Annotated in this window: 27 protein-coding genes; 10 read left to right on the forward strand and 17 right to left on the reverse strand. The window is 74.0% G+C overall.

Going from position 1 to position 23,773, the window contains the following annotated elements:
* Nucleotides 1-9: 9 nt before the first annotated feature.
* The gene (locus tag ACIOJE_RS35010) at nt 10-930 is read right to left on the reverse strand and encodes a DNA ligase (RefSeq protein WP_400781911.1); all 921 of its coding nucleotides are present in this window, start codon (nt 928-930) and stop codon (nt 10-12) included.
* Between the two features lie 117 nt (nt 931-1,047).
* Between ACIOJE_RS35010 and ACIOJE_RS35015 the strand changes: the two genes are divergently transcribed.
* From ACIOJE_RS35015 to ACIOJE_RS35055, 9 genes are all read left to right on the forward strand, one after another.
* Nucleotides 1,048-1,623 carry a hypothetical protein gene (locus ACIOJE_RS35015; RefSeq protein WP_400781914.1) on the forward strand — a complete coding sequence of 192 codons (576 nt, stop codon included), beginning with the start codon at nt 1,048-1,050 and terminating at the stop codon, nt 1,621-1,623.
* Nucleotides 1,620-2,339 carry a hypothetical protein gene (locus ACIOJE_RS35020; protein WP_400781916.1) on the forward strand — a complete coding sequence of 240 codons (720 nt, stop codon included), beginning with the start codon at nt 1,620-1,622 and terminating at the stop codon, nt 2,337-2,339. The genes ACIOJE_RS35015 and ACIOJE_RS35020 overlap by 4 nt, the downstream gene beginning before the upstream one ends.
* 146 nt (nt 2,340-2,485) lie before the next feature.
* Nucleotides 2,486-2,827 carry a hypothetical protein gene (locus ACIOJE_RS35025; RefSeq protein ID WP_400781918.1) on the forward strand — a complete coding sequence of 114 codons (342 nt, stop codon included), beginning with the start codon at nt 2,486-2,488 and terminating at the stop codon, nt 2,825-2,827.
* A 69-nt stretch (nt 2,828-2,896) separates the two neighbouring features.
* The gene (locus tag ACIOJE_RS35030) at nt 2,897-3,208 is read left to right on the forward strand and encodes a hypothetical protein (protein ID WP_400781921.1); all 312 of its coding nucleotides are present in this window, start codon (nt 2,897-2,899) and stop codon (nt 3,206-3,208) included.
* Nucleotides 3,205-4,119, forward strand: coding sequence for a hypothetical protein (locus ACIOJE_RS35035; protein WP_400781923.1), 915 nt, complete (start codon nt 3,205-3,207; stop codon nt 4,117-4,119). The genes ACIOJE_RS35030 and ACIOJE_RS35035 overlap by 4 nt, the downstream gene beginning before the upstream one ends.
* An 11-nt stretch (nt 4,120-4,130) precedes the next feature.
* Nucleotides 4,131-4,412, forward strand: coding sequence for a hypothetical protein (locus ACIOJE_RS35040; RefSeq protein ID WP_400781925.1), 282 nt, complete (start codon nt 4,131-4,133; stop codon nt 4,410-4,412).
* On the forward strand, nt 4,409-4,621 hold the full coding sequence (locus ACIOJE_RS35045) for a hypothetical protein (protein ID WP_400781927.1): 213 nt from the start codon (nt 4,409-4,411) through the stop codon (nt 4,619-4,621). The genes ACIOJE_RS35040 and ACIOJE_RS35045 overlap by 4 nt, the downstream gene beginning before the upstream one ends.
* The gene (locus ACIOJE_RS35050) at nt 4,618-4,914 is read left to right on the forward strand and encodes a hypothetical protein (protein WP_400781930.1); all 297 of its coding nucleotides are present in this window, start codon (nt 4,618-4,620) and stop codon (nt 4,912-4,914) included. The genes ACIOJE_RS35045 and ACIOJE_RS35050 overlap by 4 nt, the downstream gene beginning before the upstream one ends.
* Nucleotides 4,911-6,194, forward strand: coding sequence for a hypothetical protein (locus tag ACIOJE_RS35055; RefSeq protein ID WP_400781931.1), 1,284 nt, complete (start codon nt 4,911-4,913; stop codon nt 6,192-6,194). Before ACIOJE_RS35050 ends, ACIOJE_RS35055 begins: the two co-directional genes overlap by 4 nt.
* Before the next feature lie 126 nt (nt 6,195-6,320).
* Here the strand turns inward: ACIOJE_RS35055 and ACIOJE_RS35060 are convergent, their stop codons facing one another.
* Both ACIOJE_RS35060 and ACIOJE_RS35065 read right to left on the reverse strand, forming a co-directional pair.
* Nucleotides 6,321-6,896 (reverse strand): helix-turn-helix domain-containing protein, encoded by a 576-nt coding sequence (locus ACIOJE_RS35060; protein ID WP_400781933.1) that lies wholly within the window; start codon nt 6,894-6,896, stop codon nt 6,321-6,323.
* 320 nt (nt 6,897-7,216) lie between these two features.
* A complete protein-coding gene (locus ACIOJE_RS35065) occupies nt 7,217-8,389 on the reverse strand; it encodes a hypothetical protein (protein ID WP_400781936.1) in 1,173 nt (390 codons plus the stop codon).
* Nucleotides 8,390-8,761: 372 nt separating this feature from the next.
* Between ACIOJE_RS35065 and ACIOJE_RS35070 the strand changes: the two genes are divergently transcribed.
* A complete protein-coding gene (locus ACIOJE_RS35070) occupies nt 8,762-9,199 on the forward strand; it encodes a DnaJ domain-containing protein (protein WP_400781937.1) in 438 nt (145 codons plus the stop codon).
* Between the two features lie 47 nt (nt 9,200-9,246).
* Here ACIOJE_RS35070 and ACIOJE_RS35075 read toward each other — a convergent pair whose 3' ends face one another.
* From ACIOJE_RS35075 to ACIOJE_RS35140, 14 genes are all read right to left on the reverse strand, one after another.
* Nucleotides 9,247-11,595, reverse strand: a complete 2,349-nt coding sequence (locus ACIOJE_RS35075) for a helix-turn-helix domain-containing protein (RefSeq protein ID WP_400781939.1) — start codon at nt 11,593-11,595, stop codon at nt 9,247-9,249.
* A 1,018-nt stretch (nt 11,596-12,613) separates the two neighbouring features.
* The gene (locus ACIOJE_RS35080; RefSeq protein ID WP_400781942.1) at nt 12,614-13,174 is read right to left on the reverse strand and encodes a hypothetical protein; all 561 of its coding nucleotides are present in this window, start codon (nt 13,172-13,174) and stop codon (nt 12,614-12,616) included.
* 171 nt (nt 13,175-13,345) lie between these two features.
* The gene (locus ACIOJE_RS35085) at nt 13,346-13,930 is read right to left on the reverse strand and encodes a hypothetical protein (protein ID WP_400781944.1); all 585 of its coding nucleotides are present in this window, start codon (nt 13,928-13,930) and stop codon (nt 13,346-13,348) included.
* A 33-nt stretch (nt 13,931-13,963) separates the two neighbouring features.
* Nucleotides 13,964-14,863, reverse strand: a complete 900-nt coding sequence (locus ACIOJE_RS35090; protein WP_400781946.1) for a hypothetical protein — start codon at nt 14,861-14,863, stop codon at nt 13,964-13,966.
* The gene (locus tag ACIOJE_RS35095; protein ID WP_400781948.1) at nt 14,851-15,162 is read right to left on the reverse strand and encodes a DUF6211 family protein; all 312 of its coding nucleotides are present in this window, start codon (nt 15,160-15,162) and stop codon (nt 14,851-14,853) included. Before ACIOJE_RS35095 ends, ACIOJE_RS35090 begins: the two co-directional genes overlap by 13 nt.
* Before the next feature lie 199 nt (nt 15,163-15,361).
* Nucleotides 15,362-17,416 (reverse strand): hypothetical protein, encoded by a 2,055-nt coding sequence (locus tag ACIOJE_RS35100; RefSeq protein ID WP_400781950.1) that lies wholly within the window; start codon nt 17,414-17,416, stop codon nt 15,362-15,364.
* A 73-nt stretch (nt 17,417-17,489) separates the two neighbouring features.
* Nucleotides 17,490-17,651, reverse strand: a complete 162-nt coding sequence (locus ACIOJE_RS35105; protein ID WP_400781952.1) for a hypothetical protein — start codon at nt 17,649-17,651, stop codon at nt 17,490-17,492.
* Nucleotides 17,652-17,988: 337 nt separating this feature from the next.
* Nucleotides 17,989-18,690 carry a hypothetical protein gene (locus tag ACIOJE_RS35110; protein ID WP_400781955.1) on the reverse strand — a complete coding sequence of 234 codons (702 nt, stop codon included), beginning with the start codon at nt 18,688-18,690 and terminating at the stop codon, nt 17,989-17,991.
* 215 nt (nt 18,691-18,905) lie between these two features.
* Nucleotides 18,906-19,220: a hypothetical protein gene (locus tag ACIOJE_RS35115; RefSeq protein ID WP_400781958.1), complete on the reverse strand. Its 315-nt coding sequence runs from the start codon at nt 19,218-19,220 to the stop codon at nt 18,906-18,908.
* A 102-nt stretch (nt 19,221-19,322) separates the two neighbouring features.
* On the reverse strand, nt 19,323-19,709 hold the full coding sequence (locus ACIOJE_RS35120) for a hypothetical protein (protein ID WP_400781961.1): 387 nt from the start codon (nt 19,707-19,709) through the stop codon (nt 19,323-19,325).
* Nucleotides 19,710-19,868: 159 nt separating this feature from the next.
* Nucleotides 19,869-20,918, reverse strand: a complete 1,050-nt coding sequence (locus ACIOJE_RS35125) for a hypothetical protein (protein WP_400781964.1) — start codon at nt 20,916-20,918, stop codon at nt 19,869-19,871.
* 910 nt (nt 20,919-21,828) lie between these two features.
* Nucleotides 21,829-22,134 carry a hypothetical protein gene (locus ACIOJE_RS35130; RefSeq protein ID WP_400781967.1) on the reverse strand — a complete coding sequence of 102 codons (306 nt, stop codon included), beginning with the start codon at nt 22,132-22,134 and terminating at the stop codon, nt 21,829-21,831.
* A 161-nt stretch (nt 22,135-22,295) separates the two neighbouring features.
* Nucleotides 22,296-23,051, reverse strand: coding sequence for a hypothetical protein (locus ACIOJE_RS35135; RefSeq protein WP_400781969.1), 756 nt, complete (start codon nt 23,049-23,051; stop codon nt 22,296-22,298).
* An 88-nt stretch (nt 23,052-23,139) separates the two neighbouring features.
* Entirely contained in the window at nt 23,140-23,718 is a 579-nt protein-coding gene (locus ACIOJE_RS35140; RefSeq protein ID WP_400781972.1) for a hypothetical protein, read from the reverse strand.
* Nucleotides 23,719-23,773: the final 55 nt, after the last annotated feature.

Genomic DNA, 23,773 nt, shown 5'->3' on the forward strand with positions numbered 1-23,773 from the left:
TGCCTGCAGCTACTCCTCCAGACGCAGGCGGATAGCCCGGACCGTGCCGTGGCGGCCGCTGCCTATGGCAACCTCGACAAGCGGGGGAGGGCCGGTGACCGTCCACACCGGGGCGCTCTCACCGGCCGGGCCCGGCGCCAGCCGTCCGGCGAGCGTGTCCGCGATCGGCCGGGCCTGGACCGGCGTGAGGCGCGGGGAGGTGAGAGCGGTCCGGCCGTCGGGGAGGCGGACCAGCAGGCTCAGCGGGCGCTTAGGAGTCCCGGTGATCCCGAGTAGCAACGCGTCCGTCGTCTCGGTGTGGCGAACCTTCTGCCAGGCGCCGGCGCCGTGCGTGGGCCGATACCGAGTGTCCAGGCCCTTCCCCACCAGACCCTCGATCCCCATCGGCTCCAGCGTGTCGTACCAGGTGGCGGCCTCCGCCTTGCTGGTGGTCGCCATACAGAGCTGCAGCGGCGGGCGGGCACCGGCGAACACCATTTCCAGGGCCTCCCACCGTTCCCGCAGCGGCCGGCTTCGGATGTCGCGACCGGGCAGCGCCAGAGCGTCCCAGACCACGTACAGCACCTGGGTGCCGGCGGCCGCCCGGGCGGCCGGTGTCCGCAGCAGCGCGGTGAAGTCCAGGTGGCCCGGCCTTCCGCCCGCTCCCGCTTCGTAGGCCACGATCTCGCCGTCGAGACAGAGGCCGACGGGCAGCGTGGACAGTGCCGGCAATAGCTGGGGGAACCGCGGGCCGAGCTCGTTGCCGCGCCGCGACACCAGCCGCACTTCGTGGCGGTCGAGTACGTGGGCAACAGCCCGGATGCCGTCCAGCTTGATCGTGTACTGCGTCCCGCCCGGCAGGGCGTCCTCGTCCGGCAGTGCCCGCACGAGTACGGGCTGCATCACCTCCACCGGCGGACGCAGCACCACGGGGCTCCTGGTGCGGGGCATACCTCCAGCCTCGCGCACGCGGCGACCGGAAGCGGGCTCCGGGGGCCGGGCGGCCCCGGCCGGGATCCGAATGGCTGACGTTTGATCACTCAGACCTTTAATAGAACACTTGTTCCTATGAGCTCGATGTCCCCTTTCTCCTCCGACTCCTCCGGCCCCGCGTCCGGCGACGCGCGGTCGGCGCCGCGCGAGCTGATGACGCTGCCCGGGGTGTCCCGGGACATCCGGCGCTGGCGGCTGGTACGGATCCGGCTGGACGGGCAGTGGCGGAACGCGATGCTCACCGTGTGGCGCCGTCCGCCCGGCGGCGCGGTGTGGGTGGCCCACGTCTGCTGGGGCCCGGAGGCCACCCTCCCGCCGGCCTGGGGGTGGTTCCTGCACACCCCCGCTCTGGAGCCTCTCCCCGAACCGGGGGAGAACGGCCCGGTGGCGGACGCTGTCGCCGTGGCTCCGGAGGCGGTGGGACCGTCCGATCCGGACGGTGCCGATCGGTGCTGGAGCCTGGCCTGGGTCCGGCTCGGCGGAGCGTGGCGCTCAGCCGTGGTCCTCGAACGGCGGCGGCCACCGGCCCCGGATCTCCCCTGGGCCGTCTACGCCCGGTGGGGGGAGGACAAGGCCGCCGGCTGGCTGCTGGCCGACGGGACCGCGGTGCGTCCTGTCGCCGCCTCGTCCTCAACGGCGGTGGTCCGGTGACGCTCGCCGCCGTCCACGGACCGAGCGAGACGGGCCCCGATCGGCTGGCCGAGCTGCTGGAGGCGACGTCACCGGAGGCCCGGTCGCGCCAGGCCGGTGCCGAGGTGCTGCCGGTGCTGGAGCCGCTGCGGCCGCTGCTGCCGCACGGTGGTCTGGCCAGGGGGACGGTCACCGTCGCCCCCGACCTCGGCACGCTCCTGGCACTCGCCGCCGGCCCGGCCAGCGCCGATCGGTACGGCTACACGGCGGTGATCGGGCTGCCCGAGTTGGGGATGGCCGCCGCGGCCGAGTACGGGCTGGACCTGGCCCGGGTCCTGGTGGTGGACGAGCCCGGGGCCCACTACGCCGAGGTGGTCTCGACCCTGGCCGCCGCCTGCCCGGTGATCATCGCGGCCGGGCACCACCAGGGTCTGCCGGCCCGCGCTGCGGACCGGCTCGCCGCCCACCTGCGCCGGGCCGGGACGGTCGTGCTCACCCCGGGCCCGTGGCCGGGCGCCCACCTGCGCGTGGACACCCGGTCGGGAGGCTGGGAAGGGCTCGGCGACGGGTGGGGGCAACTCGACCGCCGGCGGGTCGAGCTGCGGGTCGTCGGCCGGGGCTCCGCCGGGCGAGAGCGCCGCGCGGACCTGTGGCTGCCCGACGCGGACGGCGGGGTGAGCGTTCTGGCGGAGAACACGGCGGTCACGACCGAAACGCCAGCGGTCGCGTCCGCGTAGCCAATGATGCGGAAATGGTGTTCGGTGGCGGGCCGCCAACTGGTCTGTCACGGTGGGTGATTGCCGATATGCTGCCCTTATCGGTAATCACAGAACAGCGATAGCCCGTCACCTCGGGTGAGGTCGGCGGAGGTTGGGGGCACGTCGTGGTGGACGACCCGTTCGGCTGGCTGCGGCCGCTGCTCGACCCCGAAGGGTCGATGCCCGGGGACGAGTTCACCGCCCGGGTACTCGCCGCCCTCACCGGGGCCGCCGTCGCCGCCGTGCTGGTCCACCGCTGGGCGCTCGGTGAGCCGGCCGACGTCCCGCTGATCGGCGGGACGCTGACCCGCTTCGGCCCGGTGATGGGCCGGATCCTGATGCTCCTCTACCTCCTCGGCGCCGGCGCCTGGGCCCGCGCCGCCGTCCTGGCTGGCACCGACCTGGCCCGGGGACTCGACCCCCGCGCCCGCTGGCGCGCATCCGGCCACGCGGCGGACAACCGCTGAACCCGCCGTTCCCGCTAGCTAGCCGGCACCGGCCGGTGGAATCCCTGTCGACCCCTGTAGGAGGTGCTGGTGAAAGACCTGGTGATGGTGCCCGCCGAACGCGGCGGGCCGGGCAAGTCGGTGCAAACGGCGGGGCCCCTCCCGTGGTCCAGGCGCACGTGGCTCATCATGGCGGTGCTGTTCGTCCTCGGCACCGTGTGCGGGATCACCGTCCTGCGCTACGGTCCCCTGCACCTGACGGGGTGGCTGATGTGGGCGGCGGGCACCGTGTGGGTGGCCTCCGTGGTCTCCGCGCTCACCGCCGACCGCTGGCTGCACTGGACCGCGGCCCGCCGGGTGGTACTCCTCGACGTCGACGGCGGGACGGAGACGCTGCGGTGACCACCATGCTCGACCTCGGCCTACCGGCGACTCCGGGCGCGGACGGGTACCTGGAGGCGGTCCGAGCCGAACTCGGCGGCAACCAGCCGGACAGCTGTGAGCAGTCGGCGAAGGCCTGTGCGTGGCGGTGGAACCCGGACAACCCGTACGTCAACCCGGAGATCTGGGAGGGCAACGGGGTCCAAATCACCTGGACCCCGGTATCCGGCTGGGTGCTCGCCGGACTCCGGCCGGACGGCTCGGTGACCGACCGGACGCGGCTGGAACTGGCCACCTGGGCCGAACCGGACTGGGCCGCCTGGGCGGTGTGGGACGCGCTGACCGGGCACGGGTGCGCCGACGACGGCCCCCGGCGGATCTGGGAGGGTATTCCAGGACTGCGTACGCCAACGGAACTGCTCTACATCGGCGGCCCGTTCGACGGCCGGACGGTGACATGGCAGCGGACCGAACCGGCGGCGGTCAGTCTGACCGCCGGCTCGTACGACGGGACGTGGTGGCCGTCCGGCTGCTACGTCCTCGACCACGGCGACAGCGCCAACCGGTCCCGGTTCCTCTGGCTGGGACCAGCCCCGCTGCCGGTCACCGGCCGCCCCCGCACCCACGTCCTGGCCTGGTTCCCCGGGGACCTGCTCGGCTCGCCCGACGTGATGAACTGGCAGCTCTTCAAAGACGACGCGTGGGCGGGTGGAACCAACTGCATGGTGCTGGCCGATGAGCTCACGCGCGACTGCACGCCCGCCAACCTGTGGACCGCGGTGGAGACAGAGATCGGCCGTCCTGTCCTGGAGTTCCGGGCGGGCTCCTACACCGTGGCCCCGGTCGCCCCGTCCGGCGGGCCGGGGGAATGGCACACCTGCCCCATGTACGACGTCGTGGCCGGCGAGCCGCACGGAGAGGACCACTCGTGACCCACCCCCGGATGGACAGGGCGGCTACGACGGCGGCCACCCACCGCAGCACCGCCCGTCTGATGAACGTCATGGTGGTGGGGTTCGCCGTCGGCACCGCGTTCTGGGCCGGCACGCTGTTCGGCCTGCAGCGCGGCGGCGCGAGCCAGGCGGCTGCCGACGCGGCCGCCCAAGGCCTTGCCTGGACCGGCGGGGCCGGCCTGGTCTTCCTGCTGGCCCGCTTGGTCCTGTTGCACCTGGCCCGTCGCCAGGACGCCGCGGTGACGCGGGTCCGTATGGAGGCGGACCAGTGACCCGTCACGTGCCGCTCGCCGTCGCCCTGGTCGTCGCCGTGTTCGTCACCGGGGTGCTGTGCGCGCAGTCCGGCGCCACCGACGCGTCTACCATCACCTTCCTGGCCGGCTGCGGGGCGGTGTGGGGCGCGCTCGCCGGATGGCTGCTGCGGCGCCTCGTGCCCGCCGCGCGGACCCGCCCGTCCGGCAAGAACGGAGCATCGAAATGACCGCAGTCGGCTCGACCGACCCGCAGCAGTGCCCGCGCTGCCACGGCCCCCTCGCGCTGTTCGACGGCGACACTGGAGGCCGCTCCCGGAGCACGCCGGGCCGCTCGGTGCCGGTCTGCGGCATCTGCTGCCAGGACGAGGCCGTACGCCAGGCGGCCGGGGAGGCGCTCGTCCCGCCCGCCGGATGGCCGGGTGCCGGTGGAGTCCCTGATGGTCTGGCCTACCGGGGTGTCGAGCCGGTGACCGCGATAGGTCGCTCCGTCCCGCGTGCCACGGCGGAGGCGTCGCGGTGAGCGTCGACGTCGCGGTACAGCTCGCCAGGGACGTCCTGGTGGCCGCCGAGGGGGCGGCCTACCCGGGGGCGGGGGAGCGGGTGGTCACCTCCTCCGGGCGCGTCATCTCCGCGCGTACCGCCTGGCGGGCGGCCAACTCTGTGCCGGCTGGCACCCGGGCCGCCCGCCGCTCGCGTGTCCGCGGCTACACCACCTGGTGCCAGCAGCGCGGGCGGGTGCCCGTCGACCCTGGCACGCTGCCGGACTACCTGACCCACCTGGCGGACCTGCACCACCCGGCCGCGACCCTGGACGCCCACCTGGGCACCCTGTCCACCTGGCTTGAGCTCGGGCGGAGCCCGCTGGACGGGGAGGACAGACGCCTGGCCCACGCGGTGATCGCGCACCGGGCGGCGGCCGAGGCGCGCGAGGGCACGGAGGCGGCTGGCGCCCTGCAGGCGACCCCGGTCACGCCGGAGGACCTGGCCGCGATGGTCGCCACGTGCGACCGCTCGACCGTGCGGGGCCTGCGCGACGCGTACACCCTGCTGCTGGACTGGTACATGGCCGGCCGGTGCTCGGAGCCGGCCGGGCTCGACCGCGCCCACGTGACGGAGCTGACGGCCCAGTACCTCGACCCGGTCACCGGGCGGCCGGTCGCGCGCCCCGCGCTGCTGGTCACCGTGCCCACCGACAAAATCAACCCGCACGGCCGACTCGACCACCGGGTTCGGATCCTCGCGCAGGACACCCCGGAGCTCTGCCCGGTCCTCGCGCACCGGGAGTGGGTACGCGTCTTGGACGAACAGCGGGCCGGACCGGGGCCGCTGCTGCGACGGGTCGACCGGTACGGCCGGGTCGGCGGGGCCGGCGGCCGTCGACCGGCCGGGCGCCCGACGGCGGACGCCACTCGCTCGTACGGGATCAGCGCGCGAACGGTGCGCGGCATCATCAGGGCGGCCGCCGAGGCTGCCCGCCTGGTGGAGCCGTGGACACCAGAGCAGCGGCGCATCCTGAGCACCGCCGCCGAGGCGGCCGACCTGGCCGCGCTGCCTGCCGCCGACCGGGACAAGTTCCGGGCCCGGTTGCGGACCGAGCGCCGGAGCCTGCGGCGCTCCCGCGCCCGCTACACCGGGCACTCGATGCGACGCGGGCTGATCCGGGAGATGCAGCGCCGGGGTGTGGTGCGGACGGTGATCGAACAGCACGCCCGATACCGGCCCGGCTCCCGCGCGCTCGACCGCTACCTGTCCGACCTTCCCGACTGGGCGGACAACCCCACCGCCCTGGTGCGGCTGTAGGCATCCAGCAGTTGCGTGCGACGGCGGGGGCGGGAACCGATCGGTTCCCGCCCCCGCCCAGATCGTCAGTTCGAAGAGTTTCGACCGAAACGCTTCCCCGCTCGCCGCCGCGCGGCTCTGCGTTCGTCACCCGCCTCCACCGCGCGCTCGGCGCCCCTGCCTGCTGAGCTCCTTGAGCCTGTCTCTCTCGACCTGGTCGAGGTGTTCCATCCACAACCGCCGCCGCTCGGCCCGCAGTTCCTGCCACGCCTCACGGGTGTGGTGCTCAGCTTGAGCGAGCCGTTCAGCGGTGACGCCGTACACGGGCGTCGCCCACTCCTCCCAGGCGATGTAACGGCCGAGGCGGCCGTCGTAGCGGCTGGTCGCCGCCCGGCCGCGGTGCCCGGTGGTCTCCACCCGGCGGTAGGTCTCCTCCGCCATGCCGAGCGCCTTCGCCATCTGGGCGCGGCTGCGGCCGGTGAACACCCGAAGGTGGACCAGCCGCTCGTGCTCGACCGCGCACAGATCGGCCGGGCCGACGCCGACGACGGCCGCCAGGCGCGGTAGCACCTCCGGCCGGGGCACGCGGGTGCCGGCCAGGTAGAGGCCCACTGCGCGCTCAGTGACCCCGGCGGCACGGGCGATCTGGGCGACGGAAGCTCCAGCGGCGGCGCGCGCGGCGCGGAACTTCGCCGCGTCGAAGCCGTACTCGGCCTGGCTCACCCGCGTCTCCTATCGACCGTCGTAATGGAAGGTTCGTTCACCCTGAACGATCGGCACATGACGGGGGCCTCTGGAGGTCCGTTCAGGGTGAACGAACCCCACCCCCCTCGCGAGGCCGGGGGTGTGTTCACCCCTGGGCAGGTATCCGGCTGCACCCCACGTTCCGGGTGTGCCTAATGTGGCTTAACCGGCTAAAGGGCCGCTGACCTGCTGGTATTCAAAGAGCCAACCCCAGATAAGGAGGGAGGCACCGGTTACGACGACGGCTTGTCATCCTGTTCGGGCATCGGTACGACGGTTTGCCCGGGGATGGGCTCAGGCTATTCCCCGCCGTCCTTGGGGCGGCGGCGCTTCGTCGGCTGGCTGGTCACGGCCGGAGCATCCTCCTGAGCGGTGGTGGCGGCCGGTGTGGCCTTGGCCTTTGACTCGGCCACCGGCAGCAGGGCGACGGCCAGAGAGGCCAACCGGTCCTCGGCTTTGTCGGCGCGGGCCTTCTCCTTCTCGGCCTGGTCGACGGCGGCCCTCGCGGTCGCCTCCGCCGCCGCGGTCTTCCCCTCGGCCTCCTTCTGCAGCCCCTCGGCGATGCGCTGGGCCTTCACCGCGTCGGCCTTCTCCTTCTCGGCCTTGGTGGCGCGGTCCTCGGCGTTCTTCTGCTTGAGCTCGGCGGCGTCCTTCGCCCGCACGGCCTTCTCGGCGGCGTCCCGCGCGGCTGTCGCCTTCTCCTCGGCCTTGTCGGCGCGGGCCTTCTCCTTCTCGGCCTGGTCGACGGCGGCCCTCGCGGTCGCCTCCGCCGCCGCGGCCGTGCTAGCCAGGGCCTGACGCTCCGTCTCCAGCTGTGCGGCGCGGGCCCGCGCCGCTTCGGCCAGGTCCTCGCTCTCCTGGGCCCTGAGCCCGAGGCGGCCGGCGTGGTCGAGCGCGGCCTGTTGCATGTCCAGTGCCGCGCTGGCGTGCTCGGCCTCGGCGGCCGCGGTGTCGCGGTAGTGGTCGCGCTCCGCGGTGAGCTCGGCGATCACGCGGGCGGCCTCCTGGGCCTCCTCGTCCGCTCTGGCCTGAATTTCCTTGACCTCCTCGGCGGCCTCCGCCATGGCCTCGGCCGCGGCCTCCACACTGACCCGAAGCCCTTCGGCCCTGGCCGTGGCACCGGCGGCCTCGGCCTCGGCCTTGGCCACCTTGGAGCGCACCGACGCGGGATCCAACTCCGCCCGCTCACGGTGCAACGCGCCGGCCACCTGCGTAAGGCCGGCGACCAAGCTCACCAGCTCCGCGGTCAGGTCCTGCGGCGGGATGCCGTCCCGCGCACCGTCGGGCGCCTCGGCCTTCTTCACCTCCCGTCCGGCGTCGAACATCGCCCGCCGGCACTCGTACGAGCAGTAGATACGCCGACGGCCCGTCGGCGGCTGGCGGAAGGTGTGCGGGCACCCCGGGCGGCCACACCGCGTCTCGGCCTCCTCGGCCCCGGATTCGACGGCGCCGAGCGCCACATCATCGGTCATACGCCCATCATCCTCCGTTTCGTTCGCAATTTCAAACGTTCTGTTCTTAAACGGAACAAAACAGATTTATTCTTTCGTTCCGTTTCGTTACAGAACGGAACGAAACTTAACGTGGGGCCGAGGCTGGTAGTTGTCACGTTTCAAATCGTGACGCGCCGGCCGCGGCTGGCGTCACGATTTGAAACGTGACACAGGGCCAAGGGCCGTTACGATTTGAAACGTGACGGGCTCTCGGGTGAGGGGGCCTCAGAATCTTTGGATGGGATGGGTGCTATGGCGCGGAACGTCAGAGAACGGCGGGTGCCCCCGCCCAGGCCGCCGCGGACTGAGCGGCTGTGGTGTGACGGCTGCAGGTTCTCCTGGACGCGTCCTGTGCAGAGCGGGCGGCCGCCGCGGTGGTGTTCTGACGCCTGTAAGGCGCGTGGGTACCGGGAGGCCAAGGCGGCGGCCGCCGAGAAGGAACGCCAGGCGGAGGAGGAACGCGCCGAGCAAGCCGCGTGGGAGCGGCTGCAGGAGGAACAGCGGCGCCAGCACGCCGAGTACGAGCGACGGCGGGCTGAGGAGGAACGCCGGCGCCGTGCCGGCTCCTCCTCGTCCGGCTTCCGCCGTGGCGGGCTGTCGACGGCCGAGGCGCGGGTGGTCCTCTTCGACCTGGCCGAACTGCGGGACGACGGGGTGACGACGCTGAAAACCGCGTACCGCACGGCCGCCCGGCTGCACCACCCCGACCACCACCACGGCAAGGGTGACGCCGCGTTCAAACGGCTCTCGGAGGCCGCCGCCGTTCTGAAAGACGCAGGCCTGTTGTAGCCGTCGTGTTCGTCCTGGCCCGGCCGGGGGAAGCCCCCCGGCCGGGTTCACGCGCCGTACCGGTACCGGGCGGCGCGCTGCCGGTCCTGGAGCCGCCGGGCCTTGGTCAGGCGGCCCTTGTGCAGACGGGCGGCCGGCTGCCCATCCAACCGCGCGCACGGCTGCCCGGAGCGGGCATCGCAGTGCGGGCAGCTCAGCTGCAGGGCCAGGGCCGTGACCGACGGCTCATCGGCGACGGGTCCGCCGGCCAGGCCGGGCAGCGCCATCTGTACGGCGCCGCCCCGGCGGCGGGGCCGTACCCCGGCGGGCCGCGGCCGACGTCGCCGACGTCGCGCGCCCGGCTCCGGCGCGGCCTTCACCGCCTCGGTGGGCGCCAGCCGGGGCGGGTCCACCAACTGCCCGTCCGCGGCGAGCTGCAGCGCGTGGACGAGCAGGCCCGGCGCCTGGATCCGCTCCGCCTCGATCCGGTAGGCCCTGGCGTGGTCGGGGCTCTTGTCCTCGAACCGGGGGTACTTGCGCCGGCCCGGGTCCATCCCCGGCAACACCAGCTCGTCGGCCTCCCGGCGCCGCCCCTGGGCCCGCTTCTCCTCCTTCGCCAGGGCCGACCATTCCTCCTCGGCCAGCCACCACCGGTGCCGCTCCTGCTCCACCCGTGCCCGTACGGCGAGACGGGCGATCCGCCCATCGGTTCCGCACTGACGGGCCGCCTGCCACAACGACGCCCCCCTGACCGCCCTCACGGCCTGTCCCTGGGCTCCCTGGACAGTGGTGACCAACCCCAGCTCCTCAAGGCGGGTGACGTGCCTGTGGGTCGTACGGAGGGTGTAGCCAGTGCGCTTCGCCAGGGTCACCAGGGACAGGCCTCGACGGGACTCCAGGATCACCCGGTGCGTACGGGCCGCGTGGTGTCCGAGCCGGTGCCACACGTCGCTCTGAGCGTGCGCCAGCACAGTGCCGAGGGAGGTCCGGAGGTTCTGAGAGTGCGCATCACCACCCTTCAGGGGGGCGGCGTTGACACTTCTGTCAGACCCCTGGCGCCTCTTGGGAACGTCGTAGACGGCACAGCGGTGGTGGTGGCCGTCGGGGGGGCACTCGTGAGAGGTGGCGAGCGTGACCCGGCGGGCCTCGCCTGCGCTCTTGATCGCTTCCCTGGTGACGACCAGCCAGCCGTCCTTGATGAGGCGCCGAAGGGTCCGGGAGGCGGTGTCGGGGGAGTAACCGGCCAGCACGCCGAGGCGGCGCACGTCGGCGGAGACGTCCAGGCTGTCGCAGGTGATCATCAGCCAGGACAGCACGCACAGCAGGACGTAGTCCGCTGGCCCGCTCTCGCGGGCCCACCGGGCCTCTCCGGCCGCGTCCATGCGCCTGCGCAGGTCGGCGGCGGCGTGCTCGGCCTCGCTCGGCTCGTCGTACCCGTCGGAGTCCGTGGGCCGGCGGGGCATGCGGGCGGCGTCCTGGACGGCCAGCCACCATGCCCTCTCCAGCCGGTCGGCGGCGTCGTCCGCCGTGCGCTCGATCCGGGCACCGGTGGCGTCCTTGACGGTCCGCAGCCACTCCAGCGCGGGAGAGGCGGCGGCGTCCCGCACCACCGCGGCCACCTGCTCGAACCGCCACCCCCGCACGGCCATGTCGACGAGCGGGGCGTGGAACTGGTGGCTGTGGTCGTCGCGGTCGGACAGCTTCCGGGCGAGCTGGCGCGCGGCCCGGCCGGTCAGTTCCCGGCGCGGCACGTCCGCGATGTAGGGGCGGCCGTTCTCGTCAGCGGCAACGCGGCGCACGACCGGCCGTTCACCCCGGGCCGGGTCGCGCGGGTCGATCAGCTTGATGGACGGCGGGACGCTCGGCCCGTCGCCGCGGGCCGGGGTGCCTGCCGCCGTCCGGAGCACGATCGCGCGGCCGCGCTCGGCGGCCAGGGCCTCCATCCGCTCCGCCACCCGGACGTAGGCCTCCGGGCCCGCCGAGGCGGGACCGAGCAGCCGCACCGCCTCCTCGACCGTGTGGGCCGTCAGTCGGCTGTGCCCGCCGTGCCGGTGCGGTGAACCGGGCGGACGGACCGCGCCGGTGGCAGGGTTGCTGAGCGGGCTGCTGTCCCAGGACGGCCACAACGCCTTGCCCGCCGCGTTGATCCGCGCCACGGTCTCCGCCGACACCCCGGCCGAACACCCTGACCACACGTGCCAGCCACCGGACGGACCCGACCGCGCCGGCACCGGCGCCACACCCCCCTCCGCGAGGATCCACGCGTACTCGGCGGCGTGCTCCTCGGCCGCCCCCGCGCCGCACGCCTTGGTGTCGAACTCCCCGACCAGCAAAACGAACCGGTCGACACCGCGCCGGCGCTGCGTCAGGTAGACCACCACCGGGCGCGACGGATGCTCCGCAACGGCCTCCGACACGGGCATCGTCGCCCCGGCCGGGTAGGAATTCAGATGACCACCCTGGCCATCCTCGGCCGCCGCGCGCACCAGTGCGCTCGGGTGCAACCTCGTCACAAACACGGTCAAAACACGTGTTGGGTCCACGTCAAGTGCGGCGCACGGATCGCTAAGTCGATAATCCGGCAACACGCCGGACTCGGACATGGGGGTCCCGTCGCCGCCGGTCTGCGCTACGATGGCAGGGCTCCAGGGCGTAAAAGGGCGCCAGTTGGCCTAGGAACCAACCGTCGTCCGAACAAACGTCTTGTGTGATTGATGGGTGATCTCAGCTGGGTGTGGTGACCTGGGATGCTGAGACACCGGGGACGCTCCGTGGACCGCCCGCCGGGTTAGGAAGCCGGTGGGTAAGAGTCCGGAGCTGGGCCTGTTACGTCATGGTCCCTGCCTCCTCGTGGTGGCGGGCCATCGGCCGGTGATGCTCAATCAGCGACTGCAGGGCAATGCGCACAACCTCGGCGCCCGACACTCCCATCGACCTAACCAACTGCTCGAATCCGGGGCGGAGCGGGTCACCAGGGGCCAGCCGGGCAGTCGCAAGGATCGGCCGGTCCGGGGGGAACTCGGCCGACCTTCCGCGCTGCTGACGTCCTCGTGGTGCTGCCATAGCCAAGATCCTAGTGGGACAGGGCATTGTGGTGCACAACTTTCACGGCGTGGCGCGATCTTTTTTCCGGAGTCTGGATTGACGAGCCGTCAGATTGCACCATTTTTCCCTTTTGTCCTATCGGGTTGGCCGAATCGGTCCCCGTGTCCTGGTACCTGCCAGGCTCGTTGACGTGGTGGCCGCGTCAACGAGCCTGGTTCCGTATGCCCTGTGGCCGGCTAAACGGCGCTTTCCGGCGTTGGTTGACGGAGGCTCGGGTGGGCCCAGTTGATCAGGTATCTGTCATCCTGCTGGGTGCCTGGCTAGGGGTCATGAGTACGGGTACTCAGGTACGGCCGGGCCGCGACAGTACGTCGCGGCCCGGCGTCGTGGTCAGCAGTCGAAGAGGCGGGGCGGGGCGGTGGCGAGGAACTCCGTGATCCGGGCCTCGGGGAGGTCCGAGACGGTGGCGAGGTCCGCGGGGAGCGCGCCGTACTTGGTGGCCTTGCAGAGGGCGCGCTGGAATCCGAACCGGTTGAACAGGCTGTCCGGGGTGTACTGCTTGGAGTGGGAGATCCGGCGGACCTCGCGGGTCCAGCTCTGACGGCGCCGCCCGGTCTCGTCCCGGATGCTGGTCGGGGGCTCGCCGGGGACCTGGAGTCCGCTCTGGACAGCCGTGCCGTGCACGGTCACGAAGGTGTCGGCGGGGATGTTGAACGTGGCGTGGAGGGTGCGGCCGAACTCCAGCGTGCCGTCCGGCAGGTGGCCGGCGCGGTCGTAGGGGACGCCGAAGGTGCGGATCAGCTTGGCGTCCGGGCCGACGGTGCCGAGGCGCTCCGGGGCGTCCGTGCACAGGTGCGGTTCGGAGCCGCGCGGGTTGATGAGGCTGGCGGGGGAGGTGAAGATCTCGCCGACCTGCAGCTCGGCGGCGGGCTTGGTGATGGTCTGGGGCATGGTGGTCCTCCGTGATCGGGGATGTGCAGCGCGCGCGGACCTGACGGACCGGCGCTGACCCCCGCGGGTGCGGGGAGGAGCTGCATGCCGCTCGTCGCATTCTGTCGGGCGGCGGGTGGAGGCGTGGGCTGAACGGGGATTCGTCTGCGGGCCTGCCCGTAGGTCTGGGGGTCAGGGCATGGGGCCGAGGTAGAGCACGCCGTCGTCCAGGGTGCTGTCCGGGGCGGTCTTGTACCTGGCGGCGGTGTAGCCCCAGGGGTCGGTGAGTCCGGCGTCGGCGAGCCGGTGGAGGGTCGGGTAGTTGCCGGTGACGGTGAGCGGCGGGCCGCTGCTGGTCACGGTGGCGGTGAAGCCGGCGGCCTGGAGGTCGTGCAGGGTGGCGGCCTCCAGCCACGCGCCGATCTCCCGCCGCATCAGGGCGAGCATCGGCCGGTGCAGGGAGAGTTCGGCGTGCCCGTCCTCGACGGCGGTGCGGGGGACGTGGCTGAGCCGCAGGACGTCGAGTCCGCGGACGGGGTCGTGGCGGAGCCGGACGGGCTCCTCGTCGTCGTCGGGTGCGGGCTCGCAGTGGCAGTCACCCGGTTCGTCGCGGTCGTAGTCGTCCTGGTCGTGGCAATCGCAGTCGTCGTCGGGGCCGTCGTCGTCCGGCTCGTCGGCGGGGACGGCGAACGCGTCGCGGAGGTAGGGACCGAGGTCGACGTCCAGGTCCCTGGGTAGTGCGGCGGCGATCTCGGGGTGGTGGTCGTCAACGGGCATGGGCGGCGGCCTCGTCTCGGGGGTGTCCGGTGGTCACGGGGCGTCCGTCCCGGAGTCGGTGCGGGCGGTTTCGATGATCCGTCGCCACATGGTTTTGCCGGGGCCGTCGGGGACCTGCTGGATGGCGGCGCGGATGAGGTCGGCGGTGGTCCAGTCCGGATGTTCGGCGATTAGGCGCCGGGCGGTGTCGCGGTGGGCGTGGATATGGGGGGTGCCGGTGCGGCGGCCGGCGCCGCGGTTCGCGCCGGATTGCCCGCGCCTGGGCGCCTGGGCGGCGATGTCCCAGAGGCGTTGGCGCCGGTAGGCCGGCTGGAGCTGGCCGCGGTAGAGGATTTCGCCGTCCGGCTCCTCGTCGCGCAGGAAGTCGCCGATGGGTCCGGCGGGCGGGTCCTTGCGCCAGCCGGCCACGGTGGTGCCGTCCTTGTGGCCGAGGATGCGGCCGAGCTCGCGCCAGGGCACGAGGTCGTCCGGTTCGCCGTCGCGCGTGATGCCGCCGGCGTCGGCCTGGTGCTGGGTGGCGCGTTCCTCGGTGAGGCCGGTGTGCCAGGTCTGCCAGTGCCGGGGGTGCCAGTGCATCACGCCGTCGACCGTGACGGGGACGGGGTGGCCGTTGTCGGCGCGCTCGGCCCACAGGCGGTTCAGGGTTCTGCGGCTGAGGCCGGTCGCCTCGATGAGGCCGGTGCGGTCGGTGAGCTCGGCGCGGGTCTGGGTGATGAGGCGGCGCCAGGTGGATTCGGGGCTGCCGTGCTGCTGGTGGGCGGCGTGGGCGAGGTCGGCGGTGTCGGCCTCGGGGTGCTCGGCGAGCAGGCGTACGGCCTGGTCGAGCCGCAGGTCGTCGGCGGGTCGGTGCGCGGGGTTCACGGGGGTCTCCTCGGGGAGGGCGACCCGTTGGCGCGGCAGGAACAGGGTTCCGGCGGCGGTCAGGGTCGCCATGTCCGGACCCCGTCCTCGGTGTGCCGCACGACCCCGGCGATCTGCTCGCGGGTGACGCTCATCGCCCAGTCCTGGTACCGGGGGTGGTCCTCCGGGAGCCAGAGCACGTACATCAGCGGCCGCTCGACGGGGTCGGCGATGGTGTGCACGCCGCTGCCGGGGTGGTCGGTGAGGTCGGCGATCAGGTAGTGGTCGGCGGCGGGGGCACCGGCGGCGGCCGCCGGCGTGAGGGTGACGAGATCGCCGTACGTCGGTGCGTCGTGCGGCTGTTCGTCGCGGGGGTCCTGGTCGGATAGCATGGGTGGCTCCGGTGGAGTTCTGCGGTTTTGGCCGCGGTGTTCTGCTGGTGGTGTTGACGGGGCCGGACCGGTTGCCCAATTGCGTCCGCCCGTCTCACGGAGGCCCGCCGCTTGCGGCGGGCCTCCGTGTTTGTCCCGGCGGCCGCGGGGCGGCCGGCACGGGACAGAGTGTCAATTAAACCACGCTTTGCGGGGTGTTCTACGCGGCGGTCCGGCGCTGGGCGTGCTCGGCCTCGATGCGCTGCCAGTGCTCGCGCTGCTGCTGGCGGATGCGCGCCTGGGCCCAGCCCTCGGGCACGTAGGGGAGTTTCTCGGGGGCCTGCCGGGTGGGCCAGGTGGCGGGCAGGGTGGCGTCGGCGAGGGCCTGGTGGGCGGTGCGGCCGTCGGGGGTGAGGGTGACGGGGCCGTGGTTGCCGGGCCGGCGGTAGTGGAGGTAGCCGGCTCGCTGGAGGAGGGTGACCAGCTCGCGGCGGACGGGGCGTCCGTTGCGGCGGCTGCTGGCGGGGGTGCCCGCGGGGATGGTGCGGTAGCGGGTGCGGCCGTCGTAGGTGATGCCGTCGGCGCGGTCGGCGGCGGCGGCCAGCAGGTTGTACAGCTCGGCGGTGAAGTGCGGGGCGAGGGCGCGGGCGGCCTCCTCGCGGTGGGCCTTCTCCATGGCGGCGCGGATCTGCTGCTCGTGGTGGCGGGCGTGGGCGGTGGCGGCGTGGACGGCGGCGGGCTCGGTGTCGTGCTCGCCGAGGCCGGGCCCTCGGCCCATGAGGTGTCCCCAGCGCTCGCAGTCGGCGCATTCGACGTCGCGCCACCGGTAGCCGACCTGGTGGATGGTCACGGGGCAGGAGACGACGAGTCCCCAGGGGATGGCGGGGCGCGGGCCCAGTTCGTCGCGGCCGCGCTCGCCGCCGTCCTGGGCGTGGGCGGTGACGGCCTGCTCCACCTGGTGCCAGGACGGCAGTCCGGTGGCGAGGGCGGGGCCGCCGTCGAAGCGGAACAGGGTCATCGGCTGGTCTTCGGCGGCGCGGCGGAGGCGGTAGCGGTGGGGGCCGTAGTGGACGGCGCGTTCCTGCTCGGTGTCGGTGGTGGCGGCGTAGGGCCGGTACCAGTGGCCGTCTGCGCGGACGGTGGGCGGCCGCTCGGGCGGGGGCTGCTGGGCACGCTGGTTGGCGGCCGCGCGCTCGGCGGGGAACTCCTCCTTGAGCATCAGGTACTGGTCGCGCTGGAGGTCGGTGACGCCGTGTTCGGTGTCGGTGTCGGCGTGGGTGATGAGCTCGCAGCGGCGGGCGTGGACCCACGCGGTCCACAGGGTGCGGCCGGTGGGGGTGAGGGGGAGGGTGCGGCGGTAGCCGGTGGTGTCGGGGGTCCAGGCGAGGTGGCCGAGGGCGAGCAGGGTCCGCACACGCCGGGCGAGGAACGACCGGGGCGTCCAGTTGCCGGCGTCGGGGGTGTAGTAGCCGTTGAGGTCCTCGTGGAGCTCGCCGCGTAGGGCGGCTTGGAGGACGTCGGCCTGGGCGGCGCTGAACGCGGCGGTGCGGGCGGCGGCGAGCTCGGCGACGGTGACCAGGTTGTTGCGGGGCAGGTGGTGTTCGGCGTGGTCGAGCGCCCAGTCGAGGGCGGTGTCGTGGTCGCCGCTGACGGTGCGGACGGCGCGCCACCCACCGTCGGCGGCGGGGTCGTTGCAGTCGCCGTCGCCGTGGCCGGTGCGGCGGCACTCGATGCGCCACCGGTCCTGGACGCCGTCGGGGCGGGTGCCCGCGGGGACGGCGCGGACGTAGCCGGGCAGGACGATCAGGTCGGCGTCGTCCGCGTCGTCGGGGCCGGCGGTGGGGGTGCCGGGCTCGGGGGCGGGGACGGCGGTGGTGGTCCACAGGGCGGGCTGCCGGGGCGGCGGGGTGCGGCGGCCGGGGCGGCCGGGCCGCGGGGCGGCGGGCGGCGGCTGGGGGGTGTAGGAGGGGAGGGCGTCGAAGGCGGGTTGCAGGGCGGTGGGGTAGAGGGCGCCGGGGCGGTAGGGGTGGGTGCGGGCGATGACGGGGTCGGGGCGGCGGCCGGGTGCGGTGCGGACGCCTCGGCGGGTCCAGTGGTCGGCGAGGGCGTGGGCGTGGGGCTGGCAGGCGAGTTGGTGGTAGCCGGCGGCGAGGTCGGGGGTGGTGAGGCGGTAGCCGATGACGCGGTGGGTGGCGTCGGATCGGCAGGGGGCGGCGGTGAGGAGGTGGGGCTGGTCGGGGTCGACGGCCTGGCACAGCGGCGGCATGGTGAACACGGTGGTGGTCCTGGTGGGTGGGGCCGGGGCCCGGTGGTATGCGGGCCCCGGCGGGTCGGTCAGGTGGTGGTGGTCACCGGTCGGTGCCGTCGGCGGGGCCGGGGATGGTGTCGTCGGCGGGCGGGGGGCCGAAGGGTCGGCCGCCGCCGGTGGGGGCGCTGGCGCGGCGCTGGCCGGGGATGACGGTGCTGAACTGGGGGATGGCGCGGTCGTGGTCGCTGGTGTGCTCGGACATGGGGGTCTCCTGGTGGTGGTGTTGGTGGGGTGCGGGCGGTTGCCTCGCCCGGGGCCCGTCCGGTGGTTGCCGGGCGGGCGGTCTGGGGGCCGGGGCCTGCGCGGGGTGGTGCGGTAGGTCGGCAGGCCTGGGCGGGGAGGTGGTGCTGCTCCGGCGCCCGCCCGGGGCCGGCCACGGCCCCGGGCGGTGAACGCGCCGGAGTCGGGGCGGCCGCCCCGGAGGGGCGTCGATTTCACGGGCCGCGGGCCGGCCGGCTGCTGTGGGGTCCGGCCGGCGCCGGGGGTCGAGCCGGTGGCCGGTTCCCCCGGGCGGTGGTGCCCGGGGGACCGGCGGCCGGTCAGGGGCGGTAGTCGCCGTAGTAGACCTGGACGGCCTGCTGATGGGGCTGTCCGGCGAGGCTGCGGCGGGCGCACTCGGCGGCGAGCTGGGCGCCGTGGAGGGGGTAGAGGGTGAGGACGTCGCGCCACAGGGTGCCGGGCTGGCCGTCGAGGCGGATGCGGGCCTGGCGGACGCCGAGGCGGCCGCTGGTGCGGCGGATCTCCAGCACGCGGCCGCCGAGGATCTGGCCCCGGTGGATCGTCTCGATGCGGTCGCCGATGGCGTGGGCGCTCATGCGGCGCTCGGCGGCGAGGTGGCCGGGGTGGAGGACGCGGAAGTCGGGCGTGCCGTGGCTGAACTCGGGGTGGGCGGCGCCGTCCCACAGGACGGTGTGCCCGCCGTACAGGATGCCCTGGTAGGTGCCGCGCTCGATGAGCTGGCGGGGCCGGGCTCCGGGGACGGGGTCGAGGTGGGTGATGCGGCGCTGGACGCGGACGCCGGTGGCGAGGGCGGGGACGGCCTGGTCGGCCTCGTAGCGGGGGGCGTGGTGGAGTTCGGCGTGGGTGTGGTCCTGGGTCCGGCCCTGGCGGTGGTCCCACTCGACGGTGAGCGTGGGGCCGTTGTCGGTGGCGGTGATGAGGCGGAGGGTGCCGTACTCGGGGGCGTCGGCGGGGGCGGCGGTGTGGGAGACGCGGTCGTCCACGCGGTACTGGGTGGTCATGGTGGTGTGCTCCTGGTGCTGGTGGTGGTGTGTCCGGCGGGGCCGGTGCCGTGCGGGTTGCCCTCCGCGCGGCGGGTGGTGCGGTAGGTGGTGCGGGGTGGCCGGGGTCGGCGTCAGCCCCGGGGCCGGGCCGCTCGATGCGGCCTGGACCCGGACGCGCGCCGGGCCGGTGGCCGGTCCCCGGGCGGTGGTGCCCGGGGACCGGCGGCCGTCGGTCAGTTCCGGACGGGGAGGGAGGTGATGAGCTCGGCGAGGCGCTGGACCGTGGCGGTGAGTCCGTAGCCGTCGTACATCAGGTAGGGGGGCCTGTGGTCGTCGGGGGTCCACTGGCCGTCGGCGGTGCGCCAGTCGGCGGCGACCCATGCGCGCTCGGTGTAGCAGTTGTCGGGGTTGTTGGTGGCGTGCAGGTAGTAGCGGGTGCCGCCGTCGGGCAGCGGGGTGGTGCCGGTGGTGACGGTCCAGTGGGCGGCCTCGGCGGTGGCGATGAGCTGGGCGGCCTCGGCGGGGCACTGGGTGGGGGTGTCGGTCATGGTGCTCTCCAGGGTTGTGCTGGTGGTGGTGTTCGGCTGGCCGGGAGCCGCGCGGGTTGCCCTCCGCGCGGCCCCCGGTGGGGTGGGACCGGAGGCCGTCGGTCAGTCGGCGGGCGGGGTCTCGACCGGCCGGGTGACGGGGTTGAGCGCCATGAACTCGGCGAGCTGGGCGATCGTCGCGTCGTGGCCCTCGTCGGCGGTGATCGGGCGGGGCTCCTCGCTGGGGCCGAGGACCCACGGTCCGCCGGTGATGGCGGTGGCCAGGTAGGGCTCCTGGGGGCCGGGGAGCCACGGTCCGCCGGTGGTGTACCACTCGGCGGTGACCCAGGTGCCCCAACCGCCCTTGGTCTTGTCCTGGCTGGCGGACAGCCTGTAGTGCTGGGTGCCAGGCTCCGAGGCGAAGAGGTTGATCCTGGTCTGCCAGCCGTTGGCCTCGGCGGTGGCGATCAGCGCGGCGGCGTCGGCGGGGGGCGTGGTCGTGGTCTGCATCGGTGCTCCTCGTGGTGGTGTGTCCGGCGGGGCCGGTGCGGGTCGGCTGGGGTCGGCGTCAGCCCCGGGGCCGGGCCGCTCGATGCGGCCCGGGCCCGGCCTGTCGCGCCGGGTCGGTGGCCGGTCCCCGGGCGGTGGTGCCCGGGGACCGGCGGCGGGTCAGGCGCGGGCGGCCTGGAGTTGGCGGGCGTGGGCGCGGGCGCTCTGGGCGGCGGCCTGGAGGGTGACGCGATCGGTGGCGATCTCGTGGAGGCCGGAGAGGGTGGCGTGGCGGACGTCGTAGCGGTGGGGGCCGCTGTGGGTGACGGTGTACAGCTCGTGGTGGATGACGTACTGCCAGGTCCGGGGGGCGACGCGCTGGAGGGTGCAGAGGCCGTCGGCGAGGGCGCGGGCGAGGTACTGGGTGGCGGGGCCGACTCCGGCGGGCTCCTCGATGTCGGCGGCGGCGGGTTCGTCGGCGTCGATGGGGGCGGTGAGGCCGACGGCTTGGTACTCGTCGGCGGTGAGGGGGCGGCCCTGCTCGGCGCGCCAGCGGGCGTAGGCGGTGGCGGGGTCGATGTGGTCGACGGCGGCGTACCACTCGTCGAAGAGGACGGGCACCCGGTGCGGCTCGGGGCCGTTGGGGTCGGCGTCCCAGGTGAGGGAGTCGGCCCAGCCGTAGGCGGCGTCGCGGCGTACGTCCTGGATGTACTCGGTGAGCGTGTCGGTGATGGTCTGGCGGTCGTCGTCGGTGAGCTCCCACGCGGGGATGTCGGTCAGGGGCCGGTGGGTGCGGGCGGCGGCGCAGGGCGCGCAGATCGCGTCGCGCTCGGTGCCGGTGGTGTCCCCGACGTGGTAGAGGCGGACGCCGACGGCGGCGCCGGGGGTCTGACTGTGGGCCTGCTCGGGGGCGTCGCAGAGTCCGATGCGGGCGGGGCTGATGGGGGTGGCGGGCTCGGTCGGGGTGGTGATGATCGTGGTGATCTCGGCGAGGCTGGCGGTCCCGACGATGGCGCTGATGCTCACGGTGTAGGTGGAGGGGGTCCAGCGCAGGCCGCGCGGGGTGGACGTCCGCTGCCAGGACATGCTGATCACGTCGGTGCCGCGCTCGGCGTGGAGGAGGTGGGTGGCCTGTCCGTTGCGGGGGGTGCGGCCGCTGCGGGTGACGGTCCAGCCGTTGGCCTCGGCGAGGCGGGCGATGCGGTCGGCGGTCTGGGGCGTGCTCGCCATGGGGTTTCTCCCTGGTGGTGCTGGTGGTGTCCTCCGGGCCGGTGGTCCGGGGGTCTCGGCGGGGGTTGCCCTCCCCGCCTTGATGTGTCAATTAAACCATGATTTTGGGGCCGTGTCCAATCCAAAACCGCCACTGAACTGCGCTTTCTTCGCCGGACGCCCGCCCGGCCCCCCTCCCAGTCAGCCCGTTCTGACCCCACGCCACGACCCCGCCCGCACCCGCCGAACCCAACCTCGACCACCACCTGACCCACCGCGACGACGCCCGCCACCCCACGGCCACCACCCACCCCGGCCACTCGCGCACCCACCCCGGCCACCACCAACTCCCCAGCCCCGAACGGCGACCCGCCACCGAAACCGGTCCCCGCGGGGCGGGGGTCCGGAGGAGCCCCGCGGGGGGCTCGCGCGCGGCGGAGCCTCCCAAGTCGCGGGCGGCGCGGGAACGCACGCCGCACCTCGACCGCCGGAGCCGCACGGCGCGGTCACACGACCAGGCGCGCCCACTGCCGGATCGGCCGCAGGCCGATGCCGGAAGGGCACCACCCGAAGCCGACCCACCCACAGAACCCCCACCGGCAGCCCACCACCCCCGCCGGACACACCCAGGCGGCCACCACCACCCACCAACCCTCACGTCAGCAAAGTGCTGACGTCGGCTCGGCGCGGCGCGCAGGAAGGTCAGCCTTCCAGCGCGCCAGCACGCCAGCGGGTTGTCCGGCGCCCGCCGGGGCCGGCCACGGCCCCGGCGGTGAACGCGCCGGACACGGGGCCGCCGCCCGAAGGGCGCCGATTCCACAGCCGCTGGCACGGCGGCCGGCCCCGCCGCGCGGCAGCCCCCGGGGGACGGCGGCTCGACGCCGCCGGCCTCCGGCCACCCGCCCCGGGGCCGGGGCGGCCTGGTGCTGGGTCAGCAGGCGGTCCAGGTCCAGTAGCCGTGGCCGATGGAGTAGGTACCGTCCTCGTTGGGCTCGCACCGCTCGACCAGGTCGCCGTCTGCGTAGTCGATGACGTCGACGGTGGTGCCGGTGACGCGAAGGGTGTCGCGGTCGCGGTAGAACTGGTTATCCGCGTCGATGTCGGCGGCGATCCGGCGGACGACGTCAAGGCTCACGCGGGGCAGGGCGAAGCCGTTCGGGCAGGTGCGGCTGCTGAGGAAGCAGGGGTAGGGGCCGAGGGTGTCGAGGGCGACAAGGCCGGGGGTCCAGATGGTCACGGGGTTCTCCGCTGGGTGCTGGTGTCGGTAGTGGTGTACGGCGGCCGGCGGCCCGGGGGCGGCGGCTCGATGCCGCCGACACCCGGCCGCCCGCGCAGGTTGCCCTCCGCGCGGCCGGGGGGCGGTCCCCGGGGCGGCGCCCCGGGGACCGGCGGGCGGGGTCAGTCCTGGTAGGGGGTCAGGTCGGGGAAGAGGCGGCCGATGTGGCCGGTGGCCCATTCCTGGGTGGCCTCGTCGGCATCCTCGCTGGGCTCCTGTGCCCAGAAGTGCCAGCCGTCGGCGCATCCGGCGCTCTCGTCGGCAAGGGTCTGCATGACGTCGGCGACGGTGAGGGTGGCAGGCAGTTTGGTCCCGTTGTCCAGCGGCACGCTGTAGGCGCCTGCGAGCCGGACGGCGAGGGAGCGGGCGTCCATGACGGCGGTGGTGGTGACGGCGAGGGTGACGATGCCGCTGGCGGCACGGCGGTAGCGGTAGGTGGCGGGGGGCGGCGTGTGGTGGTGGAACCGCTCGGCGGCCTGGGCGGCGAGGGTGCGGCGGGCGTTGTCGCCGGAGCCGACCAGGGCGAGGCAGGCGGTGATGGCGGCGAGCAGGGCGCCGAACTCGGCGGCGAACGCGTCCATTCCGCGGAGCGCCCCGAGGTCGGGGGACTCGAAGAGCTGCACGTCGTCGCCGTAGCCGTACATGTGGCTGGTCGGGAGGTAGTGGGCGTGCATGCCCCGGAACTCGCCGAGGGTTCCGGCCAGGGCGCTGTCGACATCGCTGAGGCAGATCTCGCCGGGGCCGCCGGGGATGGGGATGACCAGGTACTCCGTTCGGGCGGAGCCGTGGCTCTCGTAGGTGATGCCGCGCTGGTCAAGGGCGGTCTTGACGACGTCGGCGAGCTGGTCGCCGGGGGTCCAGGTGGACGTGGTGGTCATGGCGGTGTGCTCCTGGTGGTGGTGGGGCCGTGCCGGCTGGCCGGGTGGGGGCCGCGCGGAGGGGTGGCCCTCCGCGCGGCTGAGGGGGTTACTTCGTGCCGGGGATGAGCTGGCGGATCCGGGCCTTGTCGATGCAGGTGCCGGGGTGGCGGTTGGCGCTCGGGGGGTTGCCGTTGCGGCCGCGAAGGTGGCTGTAGTAGCGCCATCCGGTCCAGCCGCACAGCAGGCACTTGGTGGCCTGGGGGTTGTCGGATCCGGGGAAGCCGCCGATGCGGAGCCAGTAGTAGCGGGCCATGGTGGTGTCTGCGTCCTGGGCGGCCTTGGCGTTGCGGGGGGTCTGGGGGACGCGGGGGTGGAGGAGGGGGACGTCGCCCTGCGGCTGGGTGAGGTCTTCCTCGGCGAGCTGGGCGCTGTGCAGGGGGGTGGTGTTCCCGGCGGCGTACTCGGTGGCGATGTACTGGGCGGGAACCTGGATGCCGGGGACGCCCTCGTCGGGGCGGCCGTGGTTCTTCACGCCGTTGCTGGTGGTGGTGAGCCAGTCGCGTCCCCAGCGCTGGGCGATTCCGGCGAGGGCCTCGGTGCCGGTGCGGGGGTCGATGACGTAGACGGGGTAGCGGCAGTCCCCGGTCGGGTCTCCGACGCGGTAGGACGGGGTGGTGGTGGTCATGCTCGTGCTCCTGGTGCTGGTGGTGTCCGGCTGGGCCGGCTGGCCCGGGCCGGTG

Origin of the sequence: Kitasatospora sp. NPDC087861 (assembly GCF_044742585.1) — a bacterium.
In the GTDB taxonomy this organism is placed as follows: domain Bacteria; phylum Actinomycetota; class Actinomycetes; order Streptomycetales; family Streptomycetaceae; genus Kitasatospora.

Bases quoted from the DNA above. Each gene is read 5' to 3' on its own strand.
- ACIOJE_RS35010 (WP_400781911.1), bottom strand. From the start codon at position 930: ATGCCCCGCACCAGGAGCCCCGTGGTGCTGCGTCCGCCGGTGGAGGTG.
- ACIOJE_RS35015 (WP_400781914.1), top strand. From the start codon at position 1,048: ATGAGCTCGATGTCCCCTTTCTCCTCCGACTCCTCCGGCCCCGCGTCC.
- ACIOJE_RS35110 (WP_400781955.1), bottom strand. From the start codon at position 18,690: ATGACCACCCAGTACCGCGTGGACGACCGCGTCTCCCACACCGCCGCC.
- ACIOJE_RS35115 (WP_400781958.1), bottom strand. From the start codon at position 19,220: ATGACCGACACCCCCACCCAGTGCCCCGCCGAGGCCGCCCAGCTCATC.
- ACIOJE_RS35050 (WP_400781930.1), top strand. From the start codon at position 4,618: ATGACCGCAGTCGGCTCGACCGACCCGCAGCAGTGCCCGCGCTGCCAC.
- ACIOJE_RS35090 (WP_400781946.1), bottom strand. From the start codon at position 14,863: ATGGCGACCCTGACCGCCGCCGGAACCCTGTTCCTGCCGCGCCAACGG.
- ACIOJE_RS35085 (WP_400781944.1), bottom strand. From the start codon at position 13,930: ATGCCCGTTGACGACCACCACCCCGAGATCGCCGCCGCACTACCCAGG.
- ACIOJE_RS35125 (WP_400781964.1), bottom strand. From the start codon at position 20,918: ATGGCGAGCACGCCCCAGACCGCCGACCGCATCGCCCGCCTCGCCGAG.
- ACIOJE_RS35140 (WP_400781972.1), bottom strand. From the start codon at position 23,718: ATGACCACCACCACCCCGTCCTACCGCGTCGGAGACCCGACCGGGGAC.
- ACIOJE_RS35120 (WP_400781961.1), bottom strand. From the start codon at position 19,709: ATGCAGACCACGACCACGCCCCCCGCCGACGCCGCCGCGCTGATCGCC.
- ACIOJE_RS35135 (WP_400781969.1), bottom strand. From the start codon at position 23,051: ATGACCACCACGTCCACCTGGACCCCCGGCGACCAGCTCGCCGACGTC.
- ACIOJE_RS35080 (WP_400781942.1), bottom strand. From the start codon at position 13,174: ATGCCCCAGACCATCACCAAGCCCGCCGCCGAGCTGCAGGTCGGCGAG.
- ACIOJE_RS35105 (WP_400781952.1), bottom strand. From the start codon at position 17,651: ATGTCCGAGCACACCAGCGACCACGACCGCGCCATCCCCCAGTTCAGC.
- ACIOJE_RS35065 (WP_400781936.1), bottom strand. From the start codon at position 8,389: ATGACCGATGATGTGGCGCTCGGCGCCGTCGAATCCGGGGCCGAGGAG.
- ACIOJE_RS35040 (WP_400781925.1), top strand. From the start codon at position 4,131: ATGGACAGGGCGGCTACGACGGCGGCCACCCACCGCAGCACCGCCCGT.
- ACIOJE_RS35095 (WP_400781948.1), bottom strand. From the start codon at position 15,162: ATGCTATCCGACCAGGACCCCCGCGACGAACAGCCGCACGACGCACCG.